The sequence below is a fragment of the Micromonospora sp. NPDC005163 genome (assembly GCF_053599835.1).
Map to the genome: position 1 here is coordinate 1 of NZ_JBSFYP010000010.1, position 19,267 is coordinate 19,267.

17 protein-coding genes and 3 pseudogenes are annotated in these 19,267 nt (G+C 66.5%); 14 read left to right on the top strand and 6 right to left on the bottom strand.

The window, feature by feature from the left end; genetic code table 11:
- Nucleotides 1-5: 5 nt before the first annotated feature.
- On the bottom strand, nucleotides 6-1,136 hold the full coding sequence (locus ACWD6N_RS09825; protein WP_450004654.1) for an IS110 family transposase: 1,131 nt from the start codon (nucleotides 1,134-1,136) through the stop codon (nucleotides 6-8).
- 276 nt (nucleotides 1,137-1,412) lie between these two features.
- Here ACWD6N_RS09825 and ACWD6N_RS09830 point away from each other — a divergent pair.
- From ACWD6N_RS09830 to ACWD6N_RS09845, 4 genes and pseudogenes are all read left to right on the top strand, one after another.
- Nucleotides 1,413-1,832, top strand: a pseudogene (locus ACWD6N_RS09830) (transposase); the annotation flags it as partial.
- A gap of 590 nt (nucleotides 1,833-2,422) precedes the next feature.
- Entirely contained in the window at nucleotides 2,423-3,892 is a 1,470-nt protein-coding gene (ltrA, locus tag ACWD6N_RS09835; protein WP_450004655.1) for a group II intron reverse transcriptase/maturase, read from the top strand.
- Nucleotides 3,893-4,001: 109 nt separating this feature from the next.
- Nucleotides 4,002-4,229, top strand: a pseudogene (locus ACWD6N_RS09840) (transposase); the annotation flags it as partial.
- Nucleotides 4,193-5,338: an IS30 family transposase gene (locus tag ACWD6N_RS09845; RefSeq protein WP_450004656.1), complete on the top strand. Its 1,146-nt coding sequence runs from the start codon at nucleotides 4,193-4,195 to the stop codon at nucleotides 5,336-5,338. The pseudogene ACWD6N_RS09840 and the gene ACWD6N_RS09845, both read left to right, overlap by 37 nt.
- Nucleotides 5,339-5,436: 98 nt before the next feature.
- Here the strand turns inward: ACWD6N_RS09845 and ACWD6N_RS09850 are convergent, their stop codons facing one another.
- Nucleotides 5,437-5,688, bottom strand: a complete 252-nt coding sequence (locus ACWD6N_RS09850) for a transposase (RefSeq protein ID WP_450004657.1) — start codon at nucleotides 5,686-5,688, stop codon at nucleotides 5,437-5,439.
- Between the two features lie 33 nt (nucleotides 5,689-5,721).
- On the opposite strand from ACWD6N_RS09850, the pseudogene ACWD6N_RS09855 reads away from it, so the two are divergent.
- Nucleotides 5,722-5,874: pseudogene (locus ACWD6N_RS09855) on the top strand (IS256 family transposase); the annotation flags it as partial.
- An 88-nt stretch (nucleotides 5,875-5,962) separates the two neighbouring features.
- Here ACWD6N_RS09855 and ACWD6N_RS09860 read toward each other — a convergent pair.
- The 4 genes from ACWD6N_RS09860 to ACWD6N_RS09875 all read right to left on the bottom strand — a co-directional run bounded on the left by ACWD6N_RS09860 (nucleotide 5,963) and on the right by ACWD6N_RS09875 (nucleotide 10,905).
- Nucleotides 5,963-6,859 carry a phosphotransferase family protein gene (locus ACWD6N_RS09860; protein WP_354965902.1) on the bottom strand — a complete coding sequence of 299 codons (897 nt, stop codon included), beginning with the start codon at nucleotides 6,857-6,859 and terminating at the stop codon, nucleotides 5,963-5,965.
- 975 nt (nucleotides 6,860-7,834) lie between these two features.
- Nucleotides 7,835-8,509, bottom strand: coding sequence for a DUF2848 family protein (locus ACWD6N_RS09865; protein ID WP_354965901.1), 675 nt, complete (start codon nucleotides 8,507-8,509; stop codon nucleotides 7,835-7,837).
- 46 nt (nucleotides 8,510-8,555) lie between these two features.
- Entirely contained in the window at nucleotides 8,556-9,356 is an 801-nt protein-coding gene (locus tag ACWD6N_RS09870) for a carbon-nitrogen family hydrolase (protein ID WP_354965900.1), read from the bottom strand.
- A 55-nt stretch (nucleotides 9,357-9,411) separates the two neighbouring features.
- Nucleotides 9,412-10,905, bottom strand: a complete 1,494-nt coding sequence (locus ACWD6N_RS09875; RefSeq protein WP_354965899.1) for an aldehyde dehydrogenase family protein — start codon at nucleotides 10,903-10,905, stop codon at nucleotides 9,412-9,414.
- A 136-nt stretch (nucleotides 10,906-11,041) separates the two neighbouring features.
- Here ACWD6N_RS09875 and ACWD6N_RS09880 point away from each other — a divergent pair, with 136 nt between their 5' ends.
- The 9 genes from ACWD6N_RS09880 to ACWD6N_RS09920 all read left to right on the top strand — a co-directional run bounded on the left by ACWD6N_RS09880 (nucleotide 11,042) and on the right by ACWD6N_RS09920 (nucleotide 19,212).
- The gene (locus ACWD6N_RS09880; protein WP_354965898.1) at nucleotides 11,042-11,959 is read left to right on the top strand and encodes an ABC transporter substrate-binding protein; all 918 of its coding nucleotides are present in this window, start codon (nucleotides 11,042-11,044) and stop codon (nucleotides 11,957-11,959) included.
- A gap of 67 nt (nucleotides 11,960-12,026) precedes the next feature.
- Complete coding sequence (locus tag ACWD6N_RS09885) at nucleotides 12,027-12,371, top strand: cupin domain-containing protein (RefSeq protein ID WP_074308873.1); 345 nt, start codon at nucleotides 12,027-12,029, stop codon at nucleotides 12,369-12,371.
- Between the two features lie 159 nt (nucleotides 12,372-12,530).
- Entirely contained in the window at nucleotides 12,531-13,544 is a 1,014-nt protein-coding gene (locus tag ACWD6N_RS09890; RefSeq protein WP_354965897.1) for an ABC transporter substrate-binding protein, read from the top strand.
- Between the two features lie 4 nt (nucleotides 13,545-13,548).
- Nucleotides 13,549-14,454, top strand: a complete 906-nt coding sequence (locus ACWD6N_RS09895; protein WP_354965896.1) for an ABC transporter ATP-binding protein — start codon at nucleotides 13,549-13,551, stop codon at nucleotides 14,452-14,454.
- Complete coding sequence (locus ACWD6N_RS09900; RefSeq protein WP_354965895.1) at nucleotides 14,451-15,305, top strand: ABC transporter permease; 855 nt, start codon at nucleotides 14,451-14,453, stop codon at nucleotides 15,303-15,305. Before ACWD6N_RS09895 ends, ACWD6N_RS09900 begins: the two co-directional genes overlap by 4 nt.
- Nucleotides 15,302-16,063: an isochorismatase family protein gene (locus ACWD6N_RS09905; RefSeq protein WP_354965894.1), complete on the top strand. Its 762-nt coding sequence runs from the start codon at nucleotides 15,302-15,304 to the stop codon at nucleotides 16,061-16,063. The genes ACWD6N_RS09900 and ACWD6N_RS09905 overlap by 4 nt, the downstream gene beginning before the upstream one ends.
- Nucleotide 16,064: 1 nt before the next feature.
- Nucleotides 16,065-17,267, top strand: coding sequence for an FAD-dependent oxidoreductase (locus ACWD6N_RS09910; protein ID WP_354965913.1), 1,203 nt, complete (start codon nucleotides 16,065-16,067; stop codon nucleotides 17,265-17,267).
- A complete protein-coding gene (locus tag ACWD6N_RS09915; RefSeq protein WP_354965893.1) occupies nucleotides 17,264-18,511 on the top strand; it encodes an MFS transporter in 1,248 nt (415 codons plus the stop codon). Before ACWD6N_RS09910 ends, ACWD6N_RS09915 begins: the two co-directional genes overlap by 4 nt.
- Nucleotides 18,512-18,558: 47 nt before the next feature.
- The gene (locus tag ACWD6N_RS09920; RefSeq protein WP_354965892.1) at nucleotides 18,559-19,212 is read left to right on the top strand and encodes a hypothetical protein; all 654 of its coding nucleotides are present in this window, start codon (nucleotides 18,559-18,561) and stop codon (nucleotides 19,210-19,212) included.
- Nucleotides 19,213-19,267 lie beyond the last annotated feature (55 nt).

Sequence of the window (19,267 nt, forward strand, 5' to 3'; positions counted from 1 at the left end):
CACGCTCACGCAGCTCGTCGGGGTACTTCTTCGGTGCGGGCATCGCTGGTGTTCCTCCCAGGTTTCGATGTCTCCATCAAACCCGGTGCGGAACACTCCGTGTCTTTGATCATGGCTCGGTAGACGACGTCGGCGAGGCGGCGTTTCAGGCAGCGCATGGCTTCTTTGTGGGTTTTGCCCGCGGCTCGTTTGCGCTGGTAGTAGTCCCGGCCCGGGGTCGCTCGTTTGATCTGGGCCATGGCCATGACATGCAGGGCGTAGTTCAGCTGCCGGTCGCCTGCGCGGGATAGGCGATGCCGTTGGATGTCACCGGATGACACTTCTATCGGCGCGACACCGCAGTACGAGGCGAACGCGGACTCCGACCGAAACCTGCTGACCGCACCGGCGCGGGCCAGGATCTTCGCAGCGACCACATCTCCGATGCCGTGCAGGTCGGTCAGGGTGGTGCCTGATGCTGCGACGGCGGCGGACAGGGTCGCTGTTGCCTCGGCGATACGCCGATCGAGGCGACGCACCTCGCTGAGCAGGTCCACGGCAACCTGGCGCACAGTGCGGGCAAGCACGGCCCGAGGGCGGATGCTGCGCAGCGCGGCGGCTGCGGTCTCGGCGGTCAGTCCGCGGGGCAGGCCGCCGGGGATGAGCTGGGCGAGTAGCGCATGCAGCCGGTTGATGGTCTGGGTTCGGGTGCGGACCAGGTCATCACGGTGTTCGGTAAGGCACCGCAGGGTGGCGATCGCTTCGTCGACGACAGCGGCATTGAGTCGAGTGGCGGTGTGCGCGGCGATTCCGACCGACAGGGCGTCGGCCTGGTCGGTTTTGCGGCCGTGCCCGGTCGAAAGCAGCCGGACGCGGCGGGCCAGCTTCGCGGGCACGTCGACCACGTCGATGTGCTCGGCAGTCAGTCTGGCGGTCAGCGCGGCGCCCAGGCCGGTGGCGCCTTCAACCGCCCAGGTCGCGTCTGGCCAGCGGCCGGCGAAGCGTCGCAGTTGTCGGTAGCCGTCGCGGTTGACCTCGACGCGAATCGCGGCGAGGGGCTGGAGTCGGTTATCGACCGCCACGGCGGTCCAGGACGCCTTGTGAGGATCGATCGCGATGACGACCGGGGCAGGTGCTGAGGGCGGGGCCGGGGGCACGGGCTTCTCCTTGCGGAACCGGATAGGGGGAGTCCGGCGAGGAGGGCAGACCAACTTCGGGCTAAACAGACCTCTCTCGAGCCACTCTCGCCGGCGGTTGTGGCCGGGGCGCAGGCCGTTCGAGGGCCAGCCCGTGGGCGGCAGGTGTTTCCCGAGCGACCCCGACCACAACCTCGAAGATCATGGCTGCAGACCCTGATCTCCGCCACCAATCCAACAAGTTGGTGTTTCCGGCCTGACCCGCTAGGCGTTGTGCCTGGTCAGGAGGGTGCCGTGATGACCGCGACACAGAACAACGGGACCGAACGGAAGAAGCGGTCTGAGCCGTCGGCGGAGGCGAAGGCTGCCGCCGAGCTGGTCCGGGCGGCCAAGGAACAGGGCCTGTCCCTGACGGGCCCGGACGGGCTGCTGAAGCAGTTGACCAAGACGGTCCTGGAGACCGCGCTCAACGAGGAGATGACTGAGCATCTCGGCTATGTCAGACACGAACCCGCCGGCGCCGGGTCGGGCAACATTCGCAACGGCACCCGCTCGAAGACGGTGCTGACCGACGCGTCAGGGTCGGTGCAGATTGACGTGCCGCGGGACCGGGCCGGCACGTTCGAACCGCAGATCGTGCGCAAGCGGCAGCGGCGCCTGTCGGAAGTCGACGAGGTCGTGTTGTCGCTGTATGCCAAGGGTTTGACGACCGGGGAGAGTGCGCCGTGAGGCGCTGTTGGATTGTGTGGAGGTGAGAGACCTTCTCCGTCGGGCCGTCGCAGCGGTCTGGCGAAGCTGGGGGCAGCCTGATCCGGGAGGTGCCGGGGAGGGTGGCAAGCGGCCCTGACAACGCCGGGGCGTGTCAGCACTGCCAGATGGTGCGGGTCCGGCAAGCGAATCGGAAAGGCATACGCGAGGAACCGGCGTTTACGTCTCCTAAGTGGTCACCGGCTCGAACCTGGCGGATCTGGGCCGGTCGCGGTGCGCACCTGCTCTTTCATGACGGGCGGGGAACTCCTGAGCGGGGATTTTCACCTCCGCAGGGAGGCCATGGTGAAGGTCTGCGGCGTAGCCGTGGCGATGCCGCGGGGACAAAGTCGGGTGCCTCCTTCGATGAGCGATCCAGCAGTGAACACGGGAACCGTCCGGCGAGGCTCCCGACGGCGGGCAGCCAGCCCGATGGTCGGGATAGGCACATCGTCTGCTGAACGCGTCGGGCGGGGCGGAGCCGTCGTAGTACTCCGAGGTCGGGAAAGCCGACCACATGGGGAAGGACGGCAGCGGTTTCGAGAAGGAAGGACGCTGTAATGCCGAAAGACGCGCCACCGAACGGCGGCGCCCCACCGGAACACGTCCGTGAGGACGGGTTCGGGTGGGTATCGGGGATGCAGACCAAGCTTCACCGTTGGGCTGCGGCTGATCCTGGCCGCAGGTTCGACGACCTGTTCAACCTCGTGCACGACCCGGCGACGCTGATCGTGGCGTTCGAGCGAGTCGCGGGCAATACCGGGGCGCGTACTGCCGGTTCGGACGGCCTCACGGTCGCCCGGATCGAGCGGGAGATCGGTGTCCCGGCGTTCCTGGACGGCATCAGGTCAGCGGTCAAGGACGGTTCGTTTCGTCCGCAGCCGGTGCGGGAACGCAAGATCCCCAAGCCGGGTGGGTCGGGCAAGGTCCGCAAGCTGGGCATCCCGACCGTTGCTGACCGAGTCGTGCAGGCCGCCCTGAAACTCGTCCTGGAACCCATCTTCGAGGCGGATTTCGAGCCGGTCTCGTTCGGGTTCCGGCCCAACCGGCGAGCACACGACGCGATCGCCGACATCCACCTCTTCGGCAGCCGAGGCTACCGCTGGGTGCTGGATGCCGACATCGAGGCGTGCTTCGACACGATCGACCACACGGCCCTGATGGACCGGGTGCGGCATCGGGTCAAGGACAAGCGTGTGCTCGCGCTGGTCAAAGCGTTCCTCAAGGCCGGGGTCCTCACGGAGCTCGGCGAGGAACGCGACACCCCGACCGGCACGCCGCAAGGGGGCATCCTGTCACCGCTGTTGGCCAACATCGCGTTGAGTGTGCTCGATGAGCACCTGCACCGTGAGTGGAAGCCCGGCGGGCGGATGTCGACGGAGAATCGGCGCCACCATCGGCGTGATCATGGTCAGGCGACGTGGCGACTGGTCCGCTATGCGGACGACTTCGTCGTCATGGTGTTCGGCACCCGATATCACGTCGAGGCGCTGCGCGGGGACGTCGCGGCCGTGCTCGCTCCGCTGGGACTGCGACTGTCGCCGTCCAAGACGCGGATCGTGAACATGGCCGACGGGTTCGACTTCTTGGGCTTCCGCATCCGGTGGAGACGCAAGATGGGAACCCGCGACCAGTGGCACGTCTACACGTTCATCGGTGACCGGCCAGTCCGGTCACTGAAGGACAAAATCCGTGCCCTGACACGCAGGTTGTCACAGCAAGACCTGGGAGAAACGCTGATCCGGATCAACCAGATCACGCGTGGCTGGACCAACTACTTCCGGCACGCCGTCGCCAAACACACCTTCGACCGGCTCGCCTACTTCATCTGGTGGCGAGTTGTTCGCTGGGCCAAGGCCAAACGACGCTGGAGATGGAAGGACGTTCACCGCTGGCTGCGCACCCCGACCGGGTGGCGGACCATCACGGCGGACGGGATCGAACTGCACAACATCGCGTCGACCGCCGTTACTCGGTATCGCCGTCGCAGCAGAATCCCCACCCCCTGGGCAACAACGAACCAAGCCTGACGGCAGAAACCGTGGAGAGCCCGTTGCGTTGAGAGGCGCACGGCGGGTTCGGCGAGCGGTCCGCAGAAACGGGCCGGTGGCAACACCGGAACCGCGCTGCGGGCCGACTCAACTCAGCGCGCATTTCGCCGAGATCTACGGCGCCTCGGTGTCGAAGGAGACGATCTCCCGGATCACCGACAAGGTGATCGAGGAGATGACCGACTGGTCCCACCGGCCCCTCGACGAAAGGCGGTTTCTACTGGTCGTTGCGAATCCTGATGGGACGGGGTTCGCATGCCGAGATACGCGCCGAACAAGATGTCGACGGACGTCAAGCGTCGCTATTTCGAACTGATCAGGACAGGAGTGCGGGGTGCTCGAGCCGCCCAGGAAGTGGGCGTGTCGCTGAGTTGTGGATCATTGTGGTTCATCGACGCTGGCAGCGTGAGCTATGTCGAAACCCCGATCAGCGGGCGGTATCTGAGTCAGGACGACAGGATCGAGATCGCCGACGGGCTCGCCCGAGGAGAGCAGGTCAAGTCGATCGCCGCCCGGATCGGCAAGAGTTACCAGAGCGTGTACCGGGAGATCGCTCGCAACCGCAAACCCGACGGCCGGTATCAGCCGTGGTATGCACACAACCAGGCTCATGTGCGCCGACGGCGCCCGAAGCCGCGGCGGCTGGCGGCCGACAACGCGTTGCGCGAGGCGGTTGCCGGCAAACTGCATCGGGGGTGGTCGCCTGCGCAGATCAGCCGGTGGCTGCGACGGCGATACCCGCGCCGGCTGGCGTGGCAGGTGTGCGCCGAGACGATCTACGAGGCGGTCTATCGAGGCCTGGTCCTTCACGCCGATCCCGTCAATCTGCGCACTGGCCGCACCTACCGGCGTCGTCGTGGCCGGGGCCGGTCTCGCGAGGGCGCGCTGAAACAGTCAACCAACATGAAGTCGATCCGTGAGCGGCCAGCCGCGGTCGAGTCCCGCCGTCAGGCGGGGCATTGGGAGGGCGACCTGATCATGGGTGCCCGTCAACGATCAGCGATCGCAACGCTGGTGGAGCGCAAGACCAGGTTCACCCTGCTGGTGAGGCTGCCCGGCGATCACAGTGCCCGGTCCGTTGGCGACGCGCTGATCAGCACGTTCGCGAAGCTACCTGCCAGGCTGCGGCGCACGTTGACCTGGGATCAAGGCAACGAGATGTTCCACCACGAGCGCATCGAGCAAGCGACCGGCCTCAGAATCTTCTTCGCTGACCCGCACTCGCCCTGGCAGCGTGGCTCCAACGAGAACACAAACGGGCTTCTTCGCCAGTACCTGCCGAAAGGCACCGACCTGAGCAGATGGACCGACGATCAACTCCAAGAGATCGCCGGCGAACTCAACGAACGGCCACGCTTGTGCCTGAACGACAAGACGCCGCAGCAGATGATGAGACAATGGAGACGCCAAATGACAACGAGCTGATTCGCGACGATCCCTAGAAACCGCCAAATTTATGCGGCGGTGTTCATCGACGCCATCGTGGTCAAGGTCCGGGCTCTGTCGCCGGTTGTGTGAAGCGTTCAGTGCGCGAGTAGGACGCGTTTGCGCAGTAGGTCGAGGCTGGCGCGGCCGAACATCTGACGTTTGATCATCTTGAGGCGGTTGATGTTGCCTTCGACCGGGCCGGAGTTGTGCGGCAGGGTCAGGCCGTTGCGGACGGCGTCGAGGTCGCGGCGTAGGTTGCGGGCGAACCCGGCCAGGGGCGTGAGGGTGTCGTGTTCGACGGCGGTGATCCACTGCTCGAGGCACTCGCCGTGGCGGCCGGTCATCATGACCGAAGGCTCGTACGTGTGTGACCAGCCGGCGAGCTGGCCGCGTTGAAGTGTCTGTACCTGGTGACCCGGTCCCTTGACCCCACCGGCGTCGGCAGAGCCCGATGGACGATGCGCTGGAAACCCACGTTGAACGCCTTCGCCATCACCTTCAGCGACCGCTTCCCAGCCGCTGAAACCTACTAACCAAGATCGCCGAAAACACCGTTAGCGAGACAGCCCCTCAGCCGATGAGAATGCGGGCGCCATTGCTCGACGATCTTGCCTGCGTCTCCTATTCCATTCGGTAGCGGGCGAGGCACTCCTGCGTCCAGCTGGTGTGACGCTCGCGCAAGTGGGCTGCGGTCAGATCGCTGCGGCCGAGGTCGTGGTAGTTGGGGAGCCAGGTCTCGACGGTGCGGTAGGAGTTGTCGAGGGCGAACAAGTCCCACAGCGCCAGGTCGGGCACAGCTGCTGCTGCCGCTTGCTCGTACGCCGCCAGGAATATCTCAGCCGAGTCCGGGCCGTGCAGCAGAGTCAAATCAAGTCGGCACCAGCTCACGTCGAGGCCGCGTGGCGCCTGTGCAGCCCCTGACCAGTCGACGACGCCAGTGATTACCTCCTGCTCCCACAGGACATTGCCGGACCAATAGTCATAGTGCGTCAGAACGGGACTTTGACCGGCAAGGCGATGAGCATGGGCAGCCAGGATCGATGCGGTAGGCCCCGCGTCGACGCCGGCAGGGGATGAGGCGGATGCTGCTGCCATGCCGTCCCGGAGCCCGGTAAGCCGGGTGAGCGGCACGGCGTGGATGCGGGCCAAGACCCGTCCTAGCTGTTCGGCTGCCCCCCGCGAGGAGACGGACATGATGTCGGCGCGGCCGGGCAGCCGGGTGATCAAGATGGCCGGTTCACCGAACCGATGACCGGCGGGATCCACGTCCACCACCCTCGGAGCCCAGCCGTCCAAGCCGTCGAGAGTTGCCAGCACGCCGGCTTCCCGCGCGGCGGCGTCGTCGCCCGGCGGGAACCGGCGCAGCACCATCTCCCCCGTGGGGCGCTCGGTCCGTAGCAGATGGGTGGCGGCGTGAGTGCCGCCGGTGAGTCGCCGAACGGTGCGCGCGGAGGCACCCGGACCGGCGACTTCAGCGGCCCATGCAACGGCTGATGAAGGAGGCTGCGATTCGGTCACCGCGTCATACTGCACGGTCCGTCTTGCGCTGACCATCGGTGCTGCACGCGGTTCTCACGGGCGAGACGCTGACCACGACTTCTCGCCTGGTGACCTGTTCGGCGAACACGAAGAGGTCACCAACGCGGCTACTCATTAGTAAGCTTCAAAGTCTTGCCGATCGTCATCGACGGTGGGGCAATGGTTCGTGTCGCCCCTCGGACACAAACGATTTACCAATGGTGCGCGCTGAGATCCACTGCAGCGCGCACCGTTTGCGTTTCGGGTTGGTAGGTGAGCCGGAGTCCGAGTTGCCGGTAGACCTCGGCCTTGTCGGTGGGGTTCGCTTCGCGGAGCGCTTCACGGCTGGGTCGGCTCGCCGGCCGTAGACGCTGGATGACGAGGCGTAGACCAGCGCCGTACCCCGGATCAATCCGCACGAGGTGCGAACGTTGCCGACGACGTGCCGCCGAACGCGACCCTGAGGCGATCATTAGCTGGCTGCGCCGACGGTCTCCGGCGGTAAAGACCAGCTGCGGCGCGGGTGCGTGGATCTGCTTCCAGGACGAGGCAGGTCAGGCTCTGCGACCGCCGCGATCACGCACGTGGAGCCGACGCGGGCACACGCCCGTGGTCGCCGTCTCGGGCGAGGGCTCCGGCCGGATCTCGATCGCCGGGTTCGTCTGCCTCAAGCCCGGACGACGCGGCCGGCTGCAAGCGGTCTGCTTTGCCTCTGTCCAGGCAGCTTCAGCGGTATCCGCCGGAGCTCAACCGATAGAGCGCGGGCCTGGACGCTGAACGGCCGACAACGACGTTCGGGGCCGTGCCGAGAACGCGGCACGGCCCCACGGCGTCGGGTGTTCCGTACCTGCCCCTGATCGCATCAGGCGTCGACAAGCTTCTGCCGGCGCCTGATTACATGCCCAAGCCCGGCGCCGCCCTGCAGAAACCACAGCCTTCGCAGATGCGGCTGCGCACTTCTGATTGCCGACCGGATCAGACGCTTCCGTGCTTTACCTGGTAGGCGTGCGTCAGTGACTGGCCGTCCGGCAGGTGCATCTCCATCTCGTAGCTGGTCCCGTAGACGAACTCTCCGGTCAGCAACGGCAGGGTCCCGCAGAACATCACCGTGTCCGCCGTGAGCTTCGTGCCACTGGCCTCCAACTTGCCGAGCAGTTGCTGGGGCGTCAGCATCGCCGCCAGGCGGCCCTGCTGGTACGGCTGGCGATCGGTCCGGCACGTCACAACGATGTCGTCCCATCGCTCTTCGATGGACACCATCGGCACCACTGCGGCGCCCATCGGTTTGGGCGCCGCTGCCTTTGACTTGGCGATGCTCTGGGTTTCGAGTTCGCGGTCCGTGTGGTCACTGCCAATACCGAGGTAGAAGCGGCCCCCGTGGAACACCAGAACCGGTTCCACCTCCCCAGAGGTCTTGTCACCGGCCACGTCGACGGAGGCGTCCGTCGTTAGGAGGTCAGCGTTCAGCTCGTAGAACATCGGGACGCGTGGTGGCGGTGTGACGCCGATGTGGGCCAGTTCGTCAATGTGCGCTTGGACCGCTTGGCGGTCACGGCCGGTGTAGCCCGCCACGACGAGTCTGGGATCGGAGAGGTGGATCTGGTCGGCTGTGCCGGCGACTGTCAGAGTGATCAGGGGTGTGTCAGGCACGAAATGTCCTTCCCTCTGGGTTCGTGTAGACGAGATGGAAAGCTGTTCAGCCGAAGGTCGCCTGATTGCGTAGCCGGCGGTCTTCAAGCACGGGGAACTCGCGCCGTATTTCCGTGACTGCGGCACGGTCGATTTCGGTGTAGAGGACCTCCTCACCGGCGCCTGCTTCGGCCAGCACGCGTCCCCAGGGATCGACCACGACGCTGTGGCCGGCCAGCTCGACCTCGCCCTGCTTCCCGGCGGCGTTGCACGCCAGCAAGAACAGCTGATTCTCCACGGCACGGGTTCGGGTGAAGAGCTTCCAGTGCTCAAGGCGTGCGGCCGGCCAGGCGGCCGGCACGATGATGAGCTCCGCACCCTGGTCGACGAGGTGCCGGTACAGCTCCGGGAAGCGGAGGTCGTAGCAGGTCGTCATGCCGACCTGGCCGATGGCGGTGTCCGCCACGTCCGCCCGCTGACCGGCGCTGAGGAGTTTCGACTCGAGGGACTGATAGCCGAACACGTGGATCTTTCGGTAGTCCAACAGCACCTCACCGGTCGGATCGACGAGCACGGCGGTGTTGTGAAGGCGACCGGTTGGGTCCCGTTCGAGCACGCTGCCGGCGTGCAGGTGGGCCCCGAGCGCTCGGGCCCAGCCCCTGATCGTGGAGAGGAGCGGTCCGTCGAGGTACTGCGCAAGTTCGTCATAGCGGTCGAATGCGAAGTAGCCAGGGGCCCACAACTCGGGGAGGACCACCAGGTCGACGTCGGTGAGGCCGGCAACAAGGTCGCCGACACGCTCGATGCGGCCTTCGACCGGCTCGGTGAAAGGGCTGGCGACCTGCACCAAAGCTGTTTTCATGACCATCCACTCCGTTCGTCGTCGGCTGTTCTCATCGGAAACACCGTTCTTTGGCGCCGCGTCAGGCGGCGAGCTTCACGTGGACGCTCTTGGTTTGCAGGTAGCTCAACAACTCCTCCATGCACTCCTCCCGTCCAAGGCCGCTGTTCTTCCATCCGCCGAAGGGCGTGCCCCAGTAGTGGGTCGTGCTGTCGTTGACCCAGACGTAACCCGCTTCCACGTCATCGGCCAGTCGGAGCGCTTTGCGCACGTCATTCGTCCAGACGCTTGCGGTGAGTCCGTACTCGACGCTGTTCACGTCGCGCAACATCGTCGAGTAGTCGCTCCAGCGGAACACGGACACCACCGGACCGAAGACCTCCTCCTGCGCGATGCTCGAATCCGGCGCGACGTCAGTGAAGATGGCCGGAGCGACGAAGAATCCCTCCTGCGGAACCCGGGGGTCATCGAGTCCGCCCGAGACCAGGGTCGCGCCTTCCGCGGCAGCTCCCCTGATGAAGTCGCGTGTTCTGTCGGCGTGACGGGCGCTGATCAAAGGGCCCATGTCGACGGCGGGGTCGTACGCCGGGCCCAGCGTCAGGGCGGAGAACTCACTGGCCAACGCCTCGACGAACGCGCCGTGCACGTCGGCGTGGACGAACAGCCGTGACGTCGAGCCGCACGACTGGCCGGCGTTGGCGCGCAGATTCATCGCCTTCACGACCTCACGGGCGGTGCGCGCCACGTCAACGTCAGCGAAGACGATCATCGGGTTCTTTCCGCCCAGCTCCAGCGACACCGATCGCACGGCGTCTTCGGCGGCACGGCGCTGGATGAGGCGGCCTGTCGCTGGGCTGCCGGTGAAACCGATGCGGCGGACGTCAGGATGCGTCACCAGCGCGTCGCCGGTGTGCGCGTCGCCGGTGATGATGTTGAACACCCCTGGAGGGAAGATCTCCCGGACCAGGTCTCCGAGAAGCAGCGCCGACATGGGCGTTTGGTCGGCGACCTTCAGCACTACGGCGTTGCCCGCGGTGAGCGCTGCCAGGCTGCCTTTGACCGCGAACAGGAAAGGGTGGTTGTAGGCCACGATCTTGGCCACGACCCCGTAAGGCTTGTAGCGCGTGTAGTGCAGGGTGTCATCGTCGGGCAGGACATCACCTCGTAGCGCGCCCGCGAGCCCTGGCCAACCTCGCAGCGACCTCGTCGCCCCGGCGATATCGCCGAACATTCGCTGGACGGGCAGCCCGGCGTCGATCGCGTCCACCAACGCGATCTCGTGGGCGCGGTCCTCGATGGCCAGCGCGAGGCGCTCGAAGCAGCGACCTCGTTCACCGAGCGTCGTGCGGGCCCAGGATCGCTGGGCGTCCCTGGCCGCGTCGACCGCGGCGGCAACGTCGACCGGACCAGCGACGGCGTAACTGGCGAACTCGGTGCCGGTGGACGGGTTCAGTGTGCGACGCACGACTCCGGAGGAGGGCGTGACCCACTCGTTGTCGATCAGGAGACGCGGGGCCCGCGCCGCCAGCGAGCCAAGGACGTTCGACAGGTCGGGGTGCTGCGTCGGGTCGTGCATGCGTGCCCTCTCCGCCAGGACGTCGTACGGAGCGGGCCAGTGGGCCGGAAGTCCGTTGCGGCTGTATCCGCCGAAGTCCTTGACTCTAGGTACCGTACCTAGATTAACTAAATCACAACCGACCGAGGAGCGCGAGATGCGACTGGCTGTTCCCGACCTGATCTCGAACTCGTACTTTCCTGCTGTTGCGGCGGTGGAGCTTGGCCTCATGCGCGAGGAAGGCCTCGACGTCACGCTGGAGCTGCTCTTCCCGGTCACCGACGCGGCCGCCGCGCTGCGCGATGGCGAGATCGACTTCCTGGCGGGTGCCGCGCATGCACCGCTGTACGACGTGCGAGCGTGGGACGACACGACGCTCGTCGCCGCGCTGTCGAGCAACATGTACTGGTACCTCGTCGTGGCGGCGGACTCGCACATTGACGCCGGCTCGTGGACATCGCTGCGCGACGTGCGGATCGGCGCGGCACCCGGCCCTGACACAGGGCTCCGCCAGCTCCTGGTCGGTGCCGGCCTCGATCTCGACGAGGCTCGGATCGACATCGCTCCGGTTCCGGGCGCTGACGCCCCCAGCGTCTCGTTCGGCCTCACCGCCGCGCAGGCGCTCGAGCAAGGCCGCATCGACGCGTTCTGGGCCAACGGCATGGGCGCCGAGGTCGCGGTTCGCGACGGCATCGGCAAGGTCATTTTCGACGCACGGCGCTGCGACGGAGAAGCCGCTGGCTTCACGTTTCCTGCCCTCATGACGTCGCGGAGGCTGGCTGCCACGTCGCCAGAGGTCGTGTCCGCCGCCGTCCGCGCGATCGTCCGCGCACAGCGGGCCCTCCGGGAGGATCCGTCTCTGGCCGAGAAGGTCGCCGACGGCCTCTTCCCGCCAATGGAGACAGGGCTGATCGCGAACCTCGTAGAGCGAGACCTTCCCTTCTACAACCCCGCCATCAACGACAGCGCCGTCGCGAGCCTGCAGGACTTCGGGTGGCGCGCTGCCCTGCCAGGGGCCGGTGGCTCCTTCGCGCGAGCGGTCGCCAGGGAGTTCGCCCCCCTGTGGTCCTCATGAGGAGGCACCGCGCTGCTCCGCGGCGTTCCTGACCATCGCCCACCGTAGATACGGCCGAGAGGAAGACATGCCGAAGCCCGAGCTGGAGTTCGTCTCCATTGAAAAGACCGCGTTCACACCGTGTGAGGGCGTGGTACCCCAGCTGACCGAAAGAGTCCTCGCCCGCGACCCGGAGCGCGGCGTGGCGACGCGGATCCTCCGCTTCGAACCGCAGACGGACACGACGCCGAACGGTGTGCAGTCTCATGACTTCTGGGAGGAGGTCTACATCCTGGAGGGCTCCATCACCGACCTGCGGTTGGGGCAAACGTTCACCGCAGGGGACTACGCGTGTCGCCCGCCCGGCATGAAGCACGGCCCGTGGAAGTCCGAGGAGGGCTGCCTCACCTTCGAGGTCAGGTACGAGGCGTGAGCCGCGCCGGTGCCGAGGAGCGGCTGGACGCCCGAGGACGCCACCACTCCGTCCCCACGCCACCGAACAGCGTTGTCGTTCCCGGATCGCCAAAGTAGGTCACGAAAAATTCAACCGAAATAAGTTACCTGGCTTAACCACCCCCTAGGGAGTCCCCCGATGAAGCTGAGAGCCATCCCCCGCCTCGCAGCTGTCTTCGCCCTCAGTGCGGCCACGATGCTCAGTGGATGCAGTGCTGGAGCCGGCAAGGGCAGCGCGTCGAACGACACCACCTGGAAGGTGGGTGTCATGCCCTGTACCAGCGACTGCGGCTTCTTGCGCATGGCGCAGGCAAAGGGCTTTTACAAGGAGCAGGGCGTCAACGTCGAGTTCGTCGAGCTCAAGAGCGCGGAGCAGGTCTACCCGGCGCTGGCTTCCGGCGAGGTGGATGCCATCGAGCAGAGCCCCGGCGGACTCTACATCGCCGCGCAGCAAGGAGGTCTCAACGCAAAGGTGATCGGTTCCTCAATGGAGGGCAACCCTTTCGCAATCTTCGCTAACAAGAAGTACGACTCGATTTCGGACCTCAAGGGCAAGAGTGTGGGCATCTCGTCGCCGACAGGACTTCCAGCCCTCGTTGCCAAGCTGATGCTAAAAAACGCCGGCGTCGACTGGACGTCGGTCCAGAAGGTGAACGCGGGCGGCAACCCCGACCGGTACCGGGCCGTGGTGGCGGGCACGGTCGACGCGACGGCCGACGCCACGGACTACGTCCCGCGGGCCGAGAAGGACGGCGTGAACGTCCTCGGCCTCTCCGCCGACATCATCCCCGACTATCCGCGCTACATGATCATCGCTCGCGAGGACAGCCTCAAGAAGAAGGACGACCTGGCCACGGGGTACCTGGCCGGCCTGATCCAGGGTCTGCGGTACGCGTACGACCACCCGGACGAGGCCAGGAAGATCTCCGCGGAGGCGCTGAAGGTGAGCCCGGACGACCCCATGGTCACCTTCACCCACGACGTCATCGTCGAGAAGAAGCTGGTCGATCCCGACGGCGGCATCGACATGACCAAGCTCGAGTACCTGGAAAAGGTGCTGCAGGAGTCCGGTGATCTCAAGAAGTCGATCGATGTGAAGTCCCTCGTCGATGACTCGTACCAGCAAGCCGCGCTGAAGCGTTTGGAGGACTGAGACCATGCAGGCAAGCAGCACCGCCGGGAAGACGCAGGCGAGCCCTCCGACGACTCCACCGGCCCAGTCGCAGCCGAGGGTCGTCATCGACCGCGTCTCCAAGGACTTCACCGTCTCGGATCGCAAGGGAAGTCAGCCTCTGAAGGCCCTGGACCGGGTGTCGTTGTCGATCAACGACGGCGAGATCGTCGCCCTGACCGGCTTGAGCGGCTGCGGCAAGACCACCTTGCTGCGCATCATCATGGGGTTGGAGCGGGCGACCAGCGGCACCGTGACCGTGGGCGACAAAGTGGTCACTGGATGCGGTTTTGACCGCGGTCTGGTGTTCCAGCACGCCGAGCTCTTCCCGTGGCGGACGGCTCTTCAGAATGTGGAGTTCGGGCTCGAGGTGAAGGGCGTGCCGAAGGCGGAGCGTCGCCGGATCGCCCGCGAGAAGCTCGAACTCGTGGGCCTGGGCGCCGCGATGGACAGGCGTCCCAACCAGCTTTCCGGTGGCATGAAGCAGCGTGTCGGTCTGGCCCGCGCGCTCAGCATCGAACCGCAGGTGCTCCTCATGGACGAGCCCTTCGGAGCGCTCGACGCGCAGACTCGCGAGGGTCTTCAGCTCGAGGTGCTGCGCGTTCACCGCGAGACCGGCAAGACAATCATCTTCGTCACGCACGACCTGGACGAAGCCGTTCTGCTCGCGGACCGGGTCGTGCTGATGTCCCCGAACCCGGGCCGCGTGGATCACATCTTCGACATCCCGATCTCCGGGCCGCGCGAGGACCTGTTCGCGATCCGCGGTCTCGACGAGTTCGCTCACACGAGGTACGAGATCTGGCGCCGGCTCATGGCGCGGGTCCACGAGAACAGCGAAGCGGCGCACGGCATCGACCCGCAGGGCCGCGATCGAGGAGGGGACCGATGACTTCCCTAGCGCAGGAACGAACTTCCACCCGTCAGGGACCAGACCCCACCGCTGTCGCGAAGCGGCGCCGGGTCCTGCGCGGCCGACACACCTACACGCTGGTGACCATCGCCTCCCTGTTGGTCCTGCTCGTGGCCTGGGAGATCTTCGGGCGACGGATGAACCCCATCTTCGCCTCGTACCCGACGGCCATCGCCGTCTCGTTCCGCGACCAACTCGCCGACGGGACGCTCGTCACGGCACTGCTCGACAGCCTCAAGCCGCTGCTGCTCGGCTACCTGATCGCTGCTGTCGCAGGCATCCCCATCGGCCTGCTGTTGGGCCGGTACCGGGCCGTCGAGGCAGCCCTCGGCATCTACGTGACGGGCGGCTACGCCATGCCGATGGTGGCGTTCATCCCCCTGCTGATCCTCTGGTTCGGACTCGGCTTCGCCGTCAAGGTGGCGGTGGTCGTGGTCATGACGGTCTTCCCGATCGTGATCAGTACGTGGGCGGGGGTCAACGCCGTCTCGAAGCCCCTCCTCGAGGTCGGCAAGTCCTTCATGGCCAGTGAAACCGCCATCATGCGGAAGATCATCCTGCCCGCGACAGTGCCACACATCATGACGGGTCTGCGCCTGGGTATCGGACGCGCTGTCATCGGCATCGTGATCGCCGAGTTCTTCACCTCGATCGGTGGCCTCGGCGGCTTGATCATCAACGCGGGCCAGCGGTTTGACACGTCGGCGCTGTTCGTCCCGGTCGTCGTACTGATGGTGCTCGGCATCGGTCTGACGCGGGGGGTCGGCTGGCTGGAGTCGCGGGTTGCCCCTTGGTACGCCGGCGTCAGCGGCGGGCGGGACCCGGAGTGACCGCCGCGATCCACGTCGACGTGCTCGAAGGCCTGCTCGACGAGCATGAGCGCGCGGTCTTCGAGGCGGCGGGCTACGGGCAGCGCGCCGGCTTCGGTGAACGCCCGGTCCTGCTGGTCGTGGACGTCAACTACAACTTCTGTGGCGACCGCCCCGAGCCGATCCTGGACTCCATCAGGTCGTGGCGGAACAGCTGTGGCGAGCATGCCTGGGACGCGCTGCCGGACATCGGCAGGCTCACCGCTGCCGCTCGACGGCGCGGGATTCCGGTCATCTACAGCACGGGCCAGGATCCCCGTCCCGACGGACTCGACTCCGGACGCTGGGCGGACAAGAACCGCCGGCGAGCTGAGGACGCAGTCGTCACACGGGGGCGCGGCAATCAGATCGTGGAGCAGATTGCTCCTGAGGATCCCGACATCGTCATCTCGAAGCCGAAGCCCAGCGCCTTCTTCGCCACACAGCTCAACAGCCTCCTGGTGGAGCTGAAGGCCGACTCCGTCCTGGTGTGCGGCGCCACGACCAGTGGCTGCGTGCGGGCCACCGTCATTGACGGCTTCTCCAACAACTACCGGATGGCCGTGGTCGCCGACTGCACCTTCGACCGCGTGCAGCTGTCGCACCGGGTGAACCTGCTGGACATGCAGCAAAAGTACGCCGACGTGGTGACCCTCGACGAGACCCTCGAGTTCCTGGACTCGCTCCCGGACAGTCTCTTCCCGTGGTTCTCTCCGGCACGAACGAAAGAGTGTGGATGACATGGGGCACGTGATCGTCGTCGGTGGGGGACCGGTCGGTGTCGTCGCCGCCCTCGCCGCTGCACGAAGCGGCTTCGAGGTAACCGTGCTGGAGGCTGCGGAGCAGGTTCAGGACGACCCGCGAGCCTCCACCCTGCACCCCTCGACCCTCGAGATGCTCGACGACCTGGGCCTGGTCGACGAGTTGATCAGCGTCGGTCTGGTCGCCCGTCACTTCGACTTCTGGGACAAGCCGAGCCGGAGTCTCGTTGCACGGCTCGACCACGACGTCCTGCGTCACGAGACGAGGTTCCCCTTCGTCGTACAGACCGAGCAGCACAAGCTCGCCCGCATCGGCCTGCGCAGGCTCGCCGAGATGTCGAATGTCGAAGTACGGCTAGGGTGCACGTTCACGAGTCTGGAGCAGTCTGCCGACTCTGTCGTCGTCCATGGGCAGACCGCCGACGGGCCGGTCCGGCTCACGGGCGACTGGGTCATCGGGTGCGACGGCGGCCGCAGCGCCGTTCGCAAGGGGCTCGGCATCGAGTTCGAGGGCTACACCTGGCCGGAGCGGTTCGTGGTGCTGACCTCCCTCTTCGACTTCGCCGATGCCATGTCCTGCAGCTACCGCAGCTACTTCGCGGATCCGTTCGAGTGGTCCAACCTGTTCAAGGTCGCAGGTGAGGACCTGAAGGGGCGCTGGCGGGTGGTGCTTCCCACATCAGTCGGGGAGTCCGACGAACAGGCCCTGAGCGACGAGGCGTCCATGCAGCGGCTCGAGCGCATTTGCCCCGGCGCGTCGCAGGGGGAGATCTTGCACCGCAAGATCTACCGGGTGCATCAGCGCGTGGCGGCCCGGTTCAGGGTAGGCCGGGCCTTCCTTGCCGGCGATGCGGCCCACGTGAACAACCCGATCGGCGGCCTCGGGCTCAATTGCGGAATCCACGACGCCGTCGAGCTCCTTGAGGCGTTGGACGACTTCCGCGGCTCCCGAAACGAGGACGTGCTCGACGCCTACGAACGCCGCCGGCGGGACCTCAACATCCGCTATGTACAGCAGCAGACTGTGAGCAACAAGAAGCGGCTCGAGGAGAAGGACCCGGTCGTGCGAGCCCAGCGGCTCGACGAGCTACGTGCCATCGCGAGCAGCGAGGAGTCGCAGCGGGTGTTCCTGCGCAGGACGTCCTTGCTCGAGAGCGTGCGAGAGCCGCACGCGAGCGCATGAGAGGGCACGGCGGCAATCCGTCGACCGCCTATGAGCCGCTCCTCGCCGGATACCTCGCGCTGGGCATGGGGGTCGGTCCGCTGACGCACTATGCCTTGAGTGCACTGGGTCCCTTGGTCGTCTCCGACCTCGGGTTGTCGGCGACCGAGTTCGGCGGCCTCTGGCTTGTCGCCTTCGGTACGGCGGCCGCCTGCACCCCCGGATTCGGGCGGCTCACCGACCACCTCGGTGCCCAACGGATGCTTCGGCTCACCTTCGTCTGTGCGGGGGCGGCCATGGTGGCCGTGAGCATGTCGCACTCGCTGGTCCCACTGGTGCTCGGCGTGGGTCTCGCCGGCATGGCGGTCGCCACCTCCAACCCGGCGACGAACCTCGCGGTGGCCGGCTCGGTGACCGTCGGGCGACAAGGGCTCGTCGTGGGAGCGAAGCAGTCAGGGGTGCAGGCAAGCCAACTGCTGGCAGGTCTCGCCCTCCCAGGACTGGCCGTGGTGCTCGGCTGGCGCGTGGCGATTCTGCTCTGCGGGGTGTTGGCGGTCCTCGGGTTCGTGGCCACCCGATGGGTCGTGGGCCCCGCGGCTCCACGCGCCGCGCGAGCCGGCGCCCCCCGTGCGGCCATGGACCCCAGTGTGTGGTGGTTGGCCACCTACGCGCTGGTGACCGGTGCCGCCATCCAGGCGACGAACGTGTACCTGCCGCTCTATGCCCACGACGTGCTCGGCCACTCGGTGAGCGAGGCCGGGCTGGTCTCGGCCACGCTCGGCGGGACGGGCGTGCTGGCACGCCTTGTGTGGGGGCGGGTGATGGACCGCATCCTCGATACGCCGTCGCTCCTGACCGGGTTGGCGGTCCTGACGGGCGTGGGCTTGGCGGTATGCGGTCTCGCCGCTGCCGTCAGTGACCTGATGGTCTGGCTGGGCGCCGCGATCTTCGGAGCGAGTGCGTTGGCTGCGAACGTCGTGATCATGATGACGGTGGTGCGCACCGCGCCAAGTGGCTCGGTAGGCCGCGCCACCGGTTGGACCTCACTGGGGCTCTATGCCGGCTTCATGGTCGGGCCGCTCACTTTCGGCATGTTCGTCGACTCGGCGGCCGGCTACGACGGCGCGTGGTCGTACCTGTGCGCACTGACCGTACTCCTCGTCGTCATCACGGCCTGCTGGAAGCGGTTCGGTAGGCACGCCGATGACGTCAGTGGGTCCGAGGCCGCCCGGGCCGGTGCCGGCGGTGCGCGAGGAGCTGGCTAGAGCCGCTTTTTCACACAACGACGCACAACAATTTAGGAGCTACAGCTGTGAGCGCAGTACTTCTCGCGGTCCTCCGTCCGAAGGCCGATGACGTCGACGACTTTTTCACGTGGTACGAGGCCGAGCACGTCACCGGACGACTGGCGATGCCGGGCTTTCTCGACGCCCGTAGGTACGTCTCCGAAGACGATCACGACATGGGTTTGGTGATCTACGACCTCGCGAGTCTGGATGCGCTGGGCACGGAGGCGTACCGAGCCCTGCAGGCCAGGACGGCCGCGACCACGCAGACGCGGATGGGGGGACTGGACCAGTTTGTCAGGGTCACGGGGGAAGTCATCCAGGAGCACGGCGACGTCGAGGCTGCGGTACCCCTGCTCTTCGTCGTGGCGTTCTCGGCACCGCGGAGCGACCTGGACGACCTCGACGCGTGGTACCGCGAGGAACACGCACCCATGCTCCTCAAGGCCGCGGCCTGGCGCGGGGTCAGCCTGATCGATGTGACGGGATCCAACACTCCGTGGACCCGGGTGGCGATCCACCGGCTCGCCGATGCGTCTGCGCTCGAATCGCCGGAGCGCCGTGCAGCGGGGGAAGCGCCTCGGCGACAGCAGCTTGCTGCCCGACCCTGGTTCAACGCCGGCACCCGCTACAGAGTCAGGGCCGTGGATCGTCTGGACTCCGCCTCGAGGCGTCGCTAGACGGGTAGATGTTAACCGTGGGAGGCCTCCGATAAAGTCAGCAGGGCGCCCCAGG

Excerpts from the sequence above, each read along its gene's own strand:
- ltrA (WP_450004655.1), top strand. The coding sequence starts at position 2,423 with ATGCCGAAAGACGCGCCACCGAACGGCGGCGCCCCACCGGAACACGTC.
- ACWD6N_RS09845 (WP_450004656.1), top strand. The coding sequence starts at position 4,193 with ATGTCGACGGACGTCAAGCGTCGCTATTTCGAACTGATCAGGACAGGA.
- ACWD6N_RS09850 (WP_450004657.1), bottom strand. The coding sequence starts at position 5,688 with ATGATGACCGGCCGCCACGGCGAGTGCCTCGAGCAGTGGATCACCGCC.
- ACWD6N_RS09870 (WP_354965900.1), bottom strand. The coding sequence starts at position 9,356 with ATGGTCATGAAAACAGCTTTGGTGCAGGTCGCCAGCCCTTTCACCGAG.
- ACWD6N_RS09875 (WP_354965899.1), bottom strand. The coding sequence starts at position 10,905 with ATGCACGACCCGACGCAGCACCCCGACCTGTCGAACGTCCTTGGCTCG.
- ACWD6N_RS09880 (WP_354965898.1), top strand. The coding sequence starts at position 11,042 with ATGCGACTGGCTGTTCCCGACCTGATCTCGAACTCGTACTTTCCTGCT.
- ACWD6N_RS09885 (WP_074308873.1), top strand. The coding sequence starts at position 12,027 with ATGCCGAAGCCCGAGCTGGAGTTCGTCTCCATTGAAAAGACCGCGTTC.
- ACWD6N_RS09890 (WP_354965897.1), top strand. The coding sequence starts at position 12,531 with ATGAAGCTGAGAGCCATCCCCCGCCTCGCAGCTGTCTTCGCCCTCAGT.
- ACWD6N_RS09895 (WP_354965896.1), top strand. The coding sequence starts at position 13,549 with ATGCAGGCAAGCAGCACCGCCGGGAAGACGCAGGCGAGCCCTCCGACG.
- ACWD6N_RS09900 (WP_354965895.1), top strand. The coding sequence starts at position 14,451 with ATGACTTCCCTAGCGCAGGAACGAACTTCCACCCGTCAGGGACCAGAC.
- ACWD6N_RS09910 (WP_354965913.1), top strand. The coding sequence starts at position 16,065 with ATGGGGCACGTGATCGTCGTCGGTGGGGGACCGGTCGGTGTCGTCGCC.
- ACWD6N_RS09915 (WP_354965893.1), top strand. The coding sequence starts at position 17,264 with ATGAGAGGGCACGGCGGCAATCCGTCGACCGCCTATGAGCCGCTCCTC.